This is a genomic window from Archangium sp. (assembly GCF_036388035.1).
Taxonomy (GTDB): Bacteria; Myxococcota; Myxococcia; order Myxococcales; family Myxococcaceae; genus Archangium.
In genome coordinates this window covers 1-11,901 of sequence record NZ_DASVSO010001049.1, presented here as the reverse complement: position 1 = coordinate 11,901, position 11,901 = coordinate 1, and the positions used below count along the sequence as shown (strand labels likewise).

Below are 11,901 nucleotides of genomic sequence, written 5' to 3'. Positions count from 1 at the left end.
CATCAACGTGTCCTCGGGCGCGCACAAGACGGGGTCCATCCACTGGGAGGATCCGCACCTGACGCGGAGCTTTGGCGTGTGGAGGGCCTATTCGCAGTCCAAGCTCGCCAACATCCTGTTCACCAAGGCGCTCGCGGAGCGCCTCCGGGGCACGGCCGTCACCACCAACTGCCTGCACCCGGGAGCGGACCTGCTGTAGCAAGGCACGTCGCGGCGGCGTTGGAGGCCCTGGAAGGGGGCAACCCGGCGTGGGCTGCGACCCTCCTCCGCATCCTGCTCTCGTAGGCCTCGAACCCACAAACAGGCCTTCTATTCGCCTTATGCGTTGCCCAAGGAGAACGGTAGGCTTCGTCTGTCGCGGCTGCAGCCCCTTGTCCTTCCTCCTGCGCTATGCTGGGAGCCAAGCCGGTCTGGTGTCGGATCCCCCCAGCCGCGCCTGCCCAGGCCATGCCCTTGATCAATGCCGACTACCCGCTCGCGAGCTGGTTCCTCCTGGTAGTCATCATCTTCTTCTCCTGCATCTACGCGCTGCCCCTGCTGTTCATGCCCTTGAGGTGGGCCCGCTGGTTCCGCTGGCCGATGCCCGAGGGCAACACCGCGCTCACCGTCTACTTCGGCCGGTGTCTCGGAGGGCTCGCCCTGGCCGCCATCATCACCGTCGTGCGCGCCGTCCCCGATCCCAGGGCCCACCTCCCCCTCTTCGACCTGATCTACGTGGTGTGCGGGATCATGACGGCCATCCACATCTGGGGCGCCCTCGAGCGCACCCAGCCGTGGACAGAGGACGCGGAGATCCTCATGTATGGCGCCGCAACGGGCGCCGCCGCCTGGCTCCGTTTCTCCGTTCTGGCCTGATCTGGAGCACGTGGGGCTGCCCTCGCAGCCCGCGAGGCTGGCCCCGACGCAGGGTCATCGAATCGAGCGCGCTCTACCGTTCGCACGGCTCGGCTCGGCGGGAGCCTCGGTGAGGCGCCGCACCCGCCGCAGCTCGGCCTCGGCACCGATCGCGGTGAAGATCACCTCGGCCTTCTCCAGCATCTCCTCGCGCAGATGCGGCAGCGCCACCGCGGCGTCGTAGCAGACCACGCCCTTCTCCCAGCGGTTGGGCGTATCCTTCAAAACTTCCAGCGCCCGCCGGAAGAGCGACTCGGCCTCCTGGGTGCGGCCCCTCAGTCGGGCGTACCGGGCCTTCACCCGCAGGGTCGGCCCGGCCAGGTACGGGTAGCGGCCGGCGACGAACTGCGCCTTGAGCAGCGAGAGGCGCACGATCTTCAACAGCCGCGAGCGCTTCACCGAGGTTGCTCCCGTCTCCAGCGCGTAGAGCGCGGCCTCGGCCGTATCCACCAGGCCGATCTGAAGGAAGGGCACCAGCACATGGTAGCGCCAGATGGAGCGGAACACCCGGTCCGCGAGCTGGGCGGCCTCCTCCGGTTGCTCCTCGCGCACCGCGATGTTCGCGAGGTGGTTCAGCGCCGCGCACTGGTTGGCAAGGTCCTTCACCTGCACGCTGATGCCGTGCGCCTTTTCGATCTCCGCGCTTACGCTCGCGGCGTCCTGCGTGCCCAGCAGGTACCGGCAGAACGGCGCCCACGCGTGCGACCAGCCCTGGTGCATCAGCGCATTCAGCTGGAGCCCCAGCGCGCCCATCTCGATATAGATCTCCTCGGCTGCCTTGAACTCCGACTTCAGGAAGCGGCTGGTGGCCAGCATCATCAAGCTGGTCTGCAGCTCCCACATCTCGCCCACCTGCCGGAGCATCCCACCCGCCTGCTCATGCAGCATGACCGCCCGCGACAGCTTGTTCGCGAAGGTGGCCTGTATGCCCAGCCGGCACAGCGCGATCGCCTCCGTCGCCGGGTCCTTCGCGCGCCGGGCCAGCTCCACTCCCGACTCGCAGTTCTTGACCGAGCCCTCGAGAAACCCCGCCCCGAACAGCAGGGTCCCGTAGTAGGATCGCGCCAGGCTGGAGGCGTAGTCCGAGCGCACGCGCTGGGCCATGTTGTTGAGCACCAGCGTGGCCCAGGTCAGCTTGTTGATGTCGACGAAGTAGTAGATCTTGATGAGCGCGACCAGCGTGGCCAGACGCCGCAGGTAGTCCCCACGGCGCTCCTCGGACACGGGCCGCAGCAGCAGCCACGGGAGCAGCGCGCCGAACACGCGCAGGAGCACCTCGCCCAGGATCTTCAGCCCCAGCCCCACCAGCGACCTCGGCGCCTTCAGCCCGAACAGCTGCAGCGCCTTCTCCAGTTCCTGGATCGCCGTGCCCGACTCGCCCTGCTCCTGGTACACGCGGCCCAGCCCCGAGTGGAGCTCGGCGCGCGCGCGCGGGTCCGCCTCGGTGGCGAGGCACTCCTGGAAGAGCGCGGCGGACTCGGCGTAGCTGCCCGCATGGAGCAGGGTGTTCGCCAGCGCCTCCTTCACCTTCCGGACCTGCCGGGTGACCTCCTTCTCGTCACGGATGGCGCCCGAGGTCAGCAGCTGGAGCGCCTGCCGGTAGTGGTAGCTCGCCTCGCTGTTGGCGTACTGCGCCTGGGCCTCGCGCGCCGCGAACAGGCTGTACCTCAGCGCCTTCGCCAGGTTGTTCCCGGAGAGGAAGTGGTAGGCGAGCACACCCGGCGCGGTCTTCGTGCTCGCGGCTTCCAGCGTCTCCGCCAGCCGCAGGTGGATCCCCTGGAGCGTCGGCGCAGGCAGGTTCACCACCACCGCCTCGCGGATCCGGTCGTGGAAGGACTCCACCAGATCCGGCTCCTTGGTGCGGACGAACCGCTCGCCGCGAAGCAGCGCCAGCGTCTCCAACTCGGAGGCAGCGGGCAGGTCGGCCACCTTCCTCGCCACCGCAACCGGCAGCGGCCGCCCTGCCACGCAGATCACCTCCAGCAGGTGGCGGGCCTGCTCGGGGAGGTTCTCGACGCGCTCGGCGATGACCCGGCTCAGCGACAGCCAGTCGGCGGGGCGCACGCTCCCCTCGCGGCGGAGCGCCCGCAGGTACCAGGAGAGCTCGGCCACGAAGAACGGGCTGCCCGCGGACTCGCGGGCGATCGTCGTCGCGTCATTGTGCGCGTTGGGGTGGTCCTCGCCCAGCAGCGCCAGCGCGAGGTTCCGCGCGTCCTCGGGGCTCAGCGGGCCGACCTCGACCTCGCGGAAGCGCGCCCCCGTCTCCTGGCCGCGCCGCGGCTTGAGCGCCTTGACCACCTCGCTGCGCTCGGCGTCCTCGGTGCGGTAGCTGGCGAGCAGCAGCAGCGCCGGCGACTCCGGTGGGCTGAGCAGATCGAACAGCAGCGCGGCGCTATCGCTGTCGCTCCACTGCAGGTCATCGATGAACAGGACCAGCGGCCGGTGGCGGGCGAGCTGGAGCAGCAGCTCACGCAGGGCCGTGGTGCCTCGGCGGCGCAGCTCGTGCGGGTCCGTGGCCGGCTCCCGCGCCGGGATGCTGGCGATCACCTGCGCGCGCTTGAGGGTCGGGAACAGCCCGGCCAGCGAGTGGATGTCGCGCGGCAGCAACTGCTCGGCGTCGCTGGCCGGCAGCAGCATCAGGTGGCGGGTGAGCGAGTCGATCAGGCTGTCCAGCGCCTTGTACGGCACCTGCTCGCGCTCGTAGCAGCGGCCCTCGAGCACCACCGCCTGGCCTTCCCGGGAGAGGGCATCGAGGAACGAGCGCACGAGTACGCTCTTGCCCATGCCCGAGGTGCCGTGGACGAAGAGCAGCACCGTGTTGCCCTGCCGGGCGCCGGTCAGGCCCTCCGCGAAGGCGGCCAGCTGCCTCTCGCGACCGAGAATGCCGGTGTCCTGGTCGCGCCGGGAGAGGGGCTCGGGCGCGCGAACGGCGCCGGCCTCGCCGCCCAGGCGCGCCAGCACCTCCGCGCCGGTCATCCGCTGCGAGGGATCGCGGCTCAACAGCCGCATGGAGATCTCGCAGAGGTCCTCCGGCAGCTGGCGGTTGAACGTGCGGGGATCCGGTGGATCCTCGCTCATCTTCTGGAGCAGCATGTCGCGCGCGCTGCCGCCGTAGGGCAGCTCGCCGGTGAGCGCCTCGTAGAGCATCACCCCCAGCGCGTACATGTCCGCGGCTGGGGTGAGCTCGCGGCCGACGGCCTGCTCCGGCGCCATGTACGCCGGGGTGCCGGAGATCACCATCTCCAGGCCGCGGTAGACGTTCTCGCGCGAGAGCTCCGCCACCAGGCCGAAGTCGAGCACCACCACGCGGCCCCTGCGGGTGACCATCACGTTGGAGGGCTTGAGGTCCCGGTGCAGCTTACCCGCGTGGTGGAGCGCGCCGAGGCCGGCCACCAGCTGCCTCATCGCCTTGCGCAGGCGAGCTTCGTCCAGCGTCCCTCCATGTCGCCGCTCGGGGAGCCGCCGCGAACCGACAGAGGGGCCGCCACTCCCCTCCGACATATGCGTCTCCACCGCGGAGACAGGATCGTTCGGGTCAGTCCCCGGCATGGGCACCGGCGCCGAGGGAAGCCCGCTCCTGAACGACAGGGTGCCCAGGTTCTGCGACTCCGTCGGGGCAGGCACCACCTGGCCGAAGACCTGCGTGCCGCGCCCGCTGTCGCCCGAGTCGTGCGGCGGCAGCTCGCTCTTCGGTGGAACCGCCTGGAGCACCTCCGCCCCGGACACGTGGGTGTCCAGCTCCGGCTTGGGCTGACTGCGCATCGTCGGGAGGTAGCCGGACTCCAGGCCGGAATCCCCCGGGAGGATCGACGGGCCGGAGGGCACCGAGCTCGAAAGCTCCTCGGAGACGCCGCGGACGTACTCGAGGAAGTCCACGCCTTCGACCAGGTCCATCGTGAAGTACCACTGGTCGTCGATGGAGAAGAGCTCGTGCAGTCCGAGCAGGTTCGGGTGCGTCACGTCCGCCAGGGAGCGGAACTCCTGCTTGAAGTGGTAGACGGTCGAGGCGTCGAACCGGCGAAGCCGCTTCAGGGCGACCTTGAGCTCTCGCTGCTTGTCGTAGACCTCGTAGACGATGCCGAAGCTGCCCGCACCGAGACGCCGCTCGACGATGAATCGTCGGTTGAGTGTCCCCCCCACTTCGAGTTCCGGCGCTGTTGACATCGAAGGAACCTATGCTGCGATGCCACCCTGAACGGCGTCAAGGAGGAGCCTTTTCTCCGTAGGCCGGGAGCGCCTCGCTTCTTCGCTCCGCACCCCTTGGACGAGCCGCGCCTCCTCCTCTCCATCCCTCACGCTCAACAGCGCCCCCATCCCAATACGCCTACGCGCATATCGCCTGGACAGGTCCAGGATGTTTTCCGCCTGTGTGGGAAATTTGCTACGTTACTGAGCGTCAGGCCGGGGGGCTGCTGCGCTGGGTTGGTGGCCGAGCTGATGTCCCCAAGCTGCGGAGAAGATGATGAGGAACGTTGCCGCCCCCACTGAAGCGCTCGACGCCCCATGGCCCATGAGTGCTCTCGCTCCATTCCAAAAACTCCAGAATGAGCCGGTACGGCTGCGCACGGTGGATCTTGGCGGTCCTGTCCACTACGCGGACTATGGAGGGCGCGGACCTCCCCTGGTCATGCTGCACGGGTTGGGGGGCTGCTACCTCAACTGGCTGCCCGCGGCGCCCCTGCTGGCCCATCACGCACGGGTGCTGGCGGTGGACCTCATCGGCTTCGGGCGGACGCCGGAGGCGGGACGCGCCGTCGGGGTATCAAGCCAGCGGGAGATGCTCCACCGCTTCATCACCGAGGTGGTGGGGAGGCCCGCGGTGCTGGTGGGCAACTCCTGGGGCGGGCTGGTGTCGCTCGCCCAGGCGGCGCTCGCGCAGGAGACGGTGGCAGGGCTGGTGCTCGTCAGCCCCGCGCAGCCGCCTCCGCGCGGCACCCGGTTGGATCCGGTGCAGTTCAGGCGCCTCGTGCTCCACCTGCTGCCAGGGCTGGGGGAGTACAGCCTGTGGCGGGAGGGCGAGCGCATCGGCGCGCGCGGGATGTTCATGGATCTGCTCACCCTGGGGTGCGCGGACGTGCGGCGCGTGCCCGAGGAGGTGGTGGTGCAGAACGTCAGCCTCGTCGCGGAGCGCATGGAGCGCCTGGGCATGGGTCATGCCTCCAGCTACCTGCGGGCCACGCGCTCGATGCTCCTCACCCTGCTGCGCCGCAACCAGTTCGAGGCGTGGGCGCACGGAGTTCGTGTCCCCACCCTGCTGATGCACGGCCGACAGGACCGATTGGTGCCCTTCGACTCTTCACGCAAGCTGGCGGAGGTGCGTCCGGACTGGTGCTTCGAGCCCCTGGAGGATGTCGGTCACGTGCCTCAGATGGAGGATGCCCCGCGCTTCGTCGAGCGGGTGGTGCGCTGGATGGTTCAATCGCTCCGGGCCCGCTAGAGTCACTCGGGCTGACCGGAGGCCGTCTCCCTTCACCGCCGAGGAAGTCCGCCCTCATGTCCTCCGCCACACCCTCAGAGCCGTCACGCCGCTCACGCCCCCACACGGCCATCGCCGTCTACATGGTGCTCGTGCACGGGCTCGCCGCCTCCTCGCTGTGGCTTCCCTGGCCGCCCTTCGCGCTGCCGATGGTCATCGGGCTGCACGCGAGCATCATGCTCGGCACCACGGTGGGGCTGCACCGGCTGCTCAGTCATCGCGCCTTCCGCTGTCCGCGCTGGGTCGAGTATGGGCTCGTCACGCTCGCCATGATCTCCGGGCAGGGCAGCCCCCTGCTGTGGGCCTCCATCCACCGCATCCACCATGTCCACACCGACCTGCCGGAGGACATCCACTCCCCGCTGCGCGGCCTCTGGTATTCGCACTTGGGGTGGATCCTCGACGAGGACTCCACGGACTCCGAGGCCTGGCGCAAGTACTGCCGCGACCTCGCCGAGGATCGCTACTACCTCTGGCTGCTGCGCTACCGCATGGTGCCCCAGGCCGTCACGGTGGTGCTGCTCGGCCTGACACTTGGCTGGAGCGCGCTGCCCGCCTGCTTCTTCCTGCCGCTGGTGCTCTGGATGCACAGCACCTACTGCGTGAACTCGGTGTGCCACGTCCGGTTCCTCGGCTTCCGCACCCATGACACGCGCGACTTCAGCCGCAATGTGTGGTGGGTCAGCGTGGTGACCCTGGGCGAAGGCTGGCACAACAACCACCACGCCTTCCCGGGCTCGGCGCGGCACGGGCAGGCCTGGTGGCAGTTCGACCCGGGTTGGGCCTTCATCCGGCTGCTCCAGGGGCTGGGCCTCGCCTGGGATGTGCGCCTGCCCGGCCAGCGCCTGCCCGCGCGCGCGGACTGACCCCCGGTCTCTTCTCCCCCACCCACGCTCTCCTGCTCCCATCACTCACATGCGCATCGCCATCATCTCCACCTATACCCATCCCACCCGGCTGCGCATCAAGGAGCCGTCCATCATGCAGTCCTCGGTGCCGGAGCTCATCGCCGCGCTCTGTCCCGAGGACGCGGAGATCGAGCTGTACAATGAGAAGGAAGCCGACATCCCGCTCGACCGGCACTGGGATATCGTCTTCTTCTCCTATCTCCACTCCTACTACGAGCACACCAAGGTGCTCTCCACGCTCTTCCGCCAGCGTGGCATCGTGACGGTGGCGGGCGGGCGGCACACGAGCCACTTCCCGGAGGATTGCGAGCAGCACTTCGATGCCGTCATCACCGGTGAGCCCGAGCCCAATGTCCCGGCGCTCCTCGAGGACTTCCAGAAGGGCCGGCTCCAGAAGCGCTACGCGCTGCCCTCGCGGGGCGTCACCTCCATCCAGCCGTACCGCTATGAGCTGCTCGACTTCACGCACAACCGGGTGCGCCTGCCGGGGATCGAGGCCTCGCGCGGCTGTCCTTTCAGCTGCAACTTCTGCGTGCTCACCGGGCACGAGCGCTACCGCTACCGTCCCATCCCCCAGGTCATCGAGGAGATCCAGACGCGCATGCGCTGGAACACGAACTTCCTCGGGCTGATGGAGGACGCCTTCGTCTTCCTGGACAACAACCTGGGGGGCTCACCCAAGTACCTGCGTGAGCTGTGCGAGGCGCTCATCCCCCTGAAGAAGACCTGGGGTTGCGCCCTGACCTTCAACGTCCTCAAGGACGAGTCGCTGGTGAAGCTGATGGCCCGTGCCGGCTGCCGCTACATCTACACCGGCCTGGAGTCGCTCAACCCCGAGTCCATCCAGGCGATGAACAAGGGGCAGAACAAGCTGTCCGAGGTGGACGCGGTCATCCGGCGCACCTTCTCCAGCGGCATCCTGCTGTCGTTCGGGCTCATCGTCGGCTCGGATGGAGACACCAACGAGTACCTGGAGAAGGTGCCCCAGTACCTGGCGGACCTGAGCTACTTCTCCATCACCTTCCTGGGAATCGTCTGTCCCTACCCGGAGACCCCCTTCTTCCGGGAGGTGACCGCCGAGGGCCGCCTGCTGCCCGGCACCCTCAGTCGCGACTACGACGGCTACACGCTGTGCCACCGTCCGAAGAACCTGCACCCCTCGGAAGTGGTGGAGCACTTCCAGCGGCTGTGCCACACACTCGGCAGCCTGCCCAACGTCGCCCGGCACTACTGGTCCAAGCTGACGTTGAGCGACATGCCTCGCTACAAGAGCACCATCCTCTTCTCGGGGCCGGAGATCCTGAGCATCCGCAACCCGGTGAAGAACAAGGCGCGGCGCTACATCGCCGGGATGGACGCGCTCGAGGAGTGGGATGCCCAGCAGATGGCGAGGCTGGGGCTGGAGCCGCAGCGCATCGTCCCGCCGGGGCCCCCGCTGGCCCTGGTGAATTGAGCCAGCCCGCCCGGCTGCCGCTGGCGGCTTCGGCGGAAAAAGAAAACCCCGGCACGCCTGATGGCGCCCAGGGCTTTGCTACCTCCAGTGGAGGCGGCGGGAACCGAACCCGCCGCTCGGAGGCTTCCAGCGAGAGCGCGACAGAGCGGTCGGGAGCGGTTTTCGCAGGACCTCTGGCTGCTTAACCAGGGAGACATTTGAGGCACGAACTCGCCTCGGAGTTGCAGGGCTCTAGCGAAGAGAGACGCGAACAGTTCGAGATTCAAGGTAGATCTCTCCAGCGGTGAGCCACGGACCGGAGCCAGGGGAAGGGGAACTTCTCTGCCTCTCTGCTCCAACCCGCTGCCTCGACAGTGTCTCAATTCCTCTTACGAACCAACCGGCCTGACTCACGTCCTCTGCTCCCGCTCCCACTTCTCGAGCCTCTCGACGATGGAGATGGGATGGATGGCGCGGTGGTGGATGTTCTCGTGGAAGACCGCGAGGTGGTACTCGCCGGCAATCAAGATGAAGGCATGCGTCGGTGGCGCGATCTGCTTCGCCAGCCAGTCCTCTGCTTCCTCATGAGAGACAAAGGAAGCCACGGTGGCAGGAGGCCCCTCCTCCATCAATTGCCGGATGAGCATCTCCAAGGTGAACTGCGGTCGGAGCCCCCGGCGGTTCAGTTCGCGGAAATAGTAGAACTGATAGTATTCACCCGCGACCAACACCTGTCCTTGAGCCGGCGGTTCGGGCTGATTGTCGAGCCAAGCTTCCGCCTCCTCGCGCGTCCTGAACGATGCGACGACGTGCGGCGGCTTGGCGGCGAGAACATCTCGCCGAAACGCCTCAAACGCCGTGTGCTGGCCGGTCGAGGCGATGAAGTTGAGTGCGTCGATGAGGACCGACGTCAGTTCCTTCTCCTCCGGTGAGTGGCATTCCCCTCGGATCCGGACCATGAGCCCTGCCGCTTCACCCAGGAGCGTCTTGATGGAAGTCCCCCCTTCAGAGGGCAAGAGAGGGGAGTCAGGGCTCCGGCGATAATCCTCGAAGCGGTAGTCCTGACCAAACTCAGAGATGAACAACAAGGCATCTCTCGCCTCCAAGAGCAGTTCTCTCTCCTCTGGAGAGGTCTGCTCCGTCAGGTACCTTCCGATGAACCGTGGAGCCTCGAAGCTGAGAATCTCTCCTATCTTCATTGTGGTACCTCGGCGAAGAGCAAGACGGGAGCGAGTAGCACGATGCCTCCACTACAGGCGGCAACATAGAAAGCCACTCCCGCGATGACGACAACGGCTCCGAGCGCAAGCTCATCCTGGTGGCGCTCGAGCCAATCGATCGCGGTGTCGATGGCCTCGAACCTCACAGGCTCACGGCCCGCCTCTCCCAGGCAATTGGCAAGCTGCTTCATGCAAGCGGTCCTGCAGTAGCTCCATTTCCCAGTCCGCCAGGGACCGTACTGCTTGGCATCGTATATGTATTTGTCGACCTGATGGATTCTCGTGCTGGCCTGGCATTCCGGAATGCAAATATCATACTGACGTTCGCATTCCGTCGCATCGAGTGAGACCCGGACGATGCGACCCTCGTCGACCCGGACGCTCGCCAGGTTCCGGTACTCCGTCAGGTCGAAGTCCTTGGCGGGTTTCCAGGCATGGGTCGCCTGCCCATCTGCCGTATTCTCGATGACGAGCACGTACCTGGACAGTTCCTGCGGCCCGGATGGGCCCGCGACCATCGGCCGGGTGGCGCTACATGAGCCAAGGAGAAGACATAAGCTCAACGCCATGAGCTTCCGCCCCATCGTTCTGATGCTCATGAAAGTACCTGTGTTCCTGTGGGGCCGAATCCCATCAGCACCGGGTGGTGGGCTGAGAGGGAGGGTACCCGATGAGCCACACGGGGCAGGGATTTATCGCGCCGGGGCCCTGTGCACGCACCTCCCCCGTCCCTCTCCCAGAGGAGAGGGAAAGTCCCTCTCAGCCACCCGTCTCAAAGCTGAACCATCCCCTCATTTTCGCAAGTGCCCGTAACTACTGGGAATTTCCGGAGTCAGCCTGAATTATAAGCCCTTGAAATTACTGGGCTTCGTCGAAATGAGGGGATGGTTCAGGTCTCAAAGCGGTGGGTTGTTCTGCATGGAAGCGGCGGGAATCGAAGCCGCCGCTGTTGTGAAGCAAGCGGGAGGCGTGCGAGCGATTCTGGCGCACCTGGGCTTGCCCACGGCAGGTGCACGCCTGGCCCCCGCGAGGGCCACCCCAGGCCCGCGTGGTGTCGAGGCTCAAGCCGCCCCAGTCAAGACAGCCCTTGCCCCTGCCGCGCACCTCCTGGGAGGGTGGCCGGGGCCGCCGTGTACCCCAAGGGACTACGCGGCTTGCGCACCAGCCTGGAGCACTGCTCGGACGGCCCCCGTCAGCGGCCCTGCATGGCGGTGGACGCGCCGGCTACCCCCGGAACCAGGAGCAGCCTGTGGGCTCACTGCTTCATGCGCCTACTCAGGGAATCACGGCCAGGGTCCATACGGTGCCGGTGCCGGTGGCCGCCGCGTTGACGCCCTGGGCCGCGTCGGTCCGGTTCAGGTAGTCTCCCTTCACCGACTTGAGCTTCACCTTGCCGTTGGCGAATTCAGGCGTCCACGCGTTGCCGGCGCCGGTGGCCGCCGCGGTGACGCCCTGGGCCGCGTCGGTACGGTTCAGGTAGTCCCCCTTCCACGACTTGAGCTGGACCTTGCCGTCCGCGGCGCACTCGAGGGTCCACGTATTGCCAATGCCGGTGCCCCAGGTGGTGACGCTCGGGGCGCTGTCCGGCCGGTGCAGGCCATCCCCCTTCGACGACTTGAGCTGCACCTTCTTGCCGCACGCGGCGAGCTCGACAGTCCACGTATTGCCAATGCCGGTGCCCCAGGTGGTGACGCTCGGGGCGCTGTCCGGCCGGTGCAGGCCGTCCCCCTTCGACGACCTCAGCGTGAGCTTGCCTTCGGTGAATACAGGCGTCCACACGGTGCCAGTGCCGGTGGCCGCCGCGTTGACGCCCTGGGCCGCGTCGGTCCGGTTCAGGTAGTCCCCCTTCGACGACTTCAGCTTCACCTTGCCGTCCGTGGTGCACTCGAAGGTCCACGTGTTGCCGACGCCGGTGGCCGCCGCGGTGACGGCCTGGGCCGCGTCGGTACGGTTCAGATAGTCCCCCTTCCA

The 11,901-nt window shown here is 67.3% G+C and carries 8 protein-coding genes and 1 pseudogene; 5 read left to right on the top strand and 4 right to left on the bottom strand.

The annotated features are described in order from the left end of the window. Both VF697_RS43265 and VF697_RS43260 read left to right on the top strand, forming a co-directional pair. Window positions 1-199 (top strand): annotated as a pseudogene (locus tag VF697_RS43265) (short-chain dehydrogenase); the annotation flags it as partial. 248 nt (window positions 200-447) lie between these two features. Further along, window positions 448-855, top strand: a complete 408-nt coding sequence (locus tag VF697_RS43260; protein WP_331104625.1) for a hypothetical protein — start codon at window positions 448-450, stop codon at window positions 853-855. Between the two features lie 54 nt (window positions 856-909). Here the strand turns inward: VF697_RS43260 and VF697_RS43255 are convergent, their stop codons facing one another. Continuing rightward, window positions 910-5,034: a protein kinase domain-containing protein gene (locus VF697_RS43255; RefSeq protein ID WP_331104623.1), complete on the bottom strand. Its 4,125-nt coding sequence runs from the start codon at window positions 5,032-5,034 to the stop codon at window positions 910-912. Window positions 5,035-5,521: 487 nt separating this feature from the next. On the opposite strand from VF697_RS43255, the gene VF697_RS43250 reads away from it, so the two are divergent. The 3 genes from VF697_RS43250 to VF697_RS43240 are packed head-to-tail and all read left to right on the top strand — an operon-like array spanning window position 5,522 to window position 8,731. Then, window positions 5,522-6,331 (top strand): alpha/beta hydrolase, encoded by an 810-nt coding sequence (locus tag VF697_RS43250; protein ID WP_331104621.1) that lies wholly within the window; start codon window positions 5,522-5,524, stop codon window positions 6,329-6,331. Between the two features lie 56 nt (window positions 6,332-6,387). Beyond that, on the top strand, window positions 6,388-7,236 hold the full coding sequence (locus VF697_RS43245) for an acyl-CoA desaturase (protein ID WP_331104619.1): 849 nt from the start codon (window positions 6,388-6,390) through the stop codon (window positions 7,234-7,236). A gap of 49 nt (window positions 7,237-7,285) precedes the next feature. Beyond that, window positions 7,286-8,731 (top strand): radical SAM protein, encoded by a 1,446-nt coding sequence (locus VF697_RS43240; RefSeq protein ID WP_331104617.1) that lies wholly within the window; start codon window positions 7,286-7,288, stop codon window positions 8,729-8,731. 389 nt (window positions 8,732-9,120) lie between these two features. Here the strand turns inward: VF697_RS43240 and VF697_RS43235 are convergent, their stop codons facing one another. From VF697_RS43235 to VF697_RS43225, 3 genes are all read right to left on the bottom strand, one after another. Then, the gene (locus VF697_RS43235; protein ID WP_331104616.1) at window positions 9,121-9,909 is read right to left on the bottom strand and encodes a hypothetical protein; all 789 of its coding nucleotides are present in this window, start codon (window positions 9,907-9,909) and stop codon (window positions 9,121-9,123) included. After that, window positions 9,906-10,406: a hypothetical protein gene (locus tag VF697_RS43230; RefSeq protein WP_331104615.1), complete on the bottom strand. Its 501-nt coding sequence runs from the start codon at window positions 10,404-10,406 to the stop codon at window positions 9,906-9,908. Before VF697_RS43230 ends, VF697_RS43235 begins: the two co-directional genes overlap by 4 nt. Window positions 10,407-11,205: 799 nt before the next feature. Then, on the bottom strand, window positions 11,206-11,901 hold a 696-nt coding region (locus VF697_RS43225; RefSeq protein WP_331104614.1), incomplete at its 5' end, for a hypothetical protein.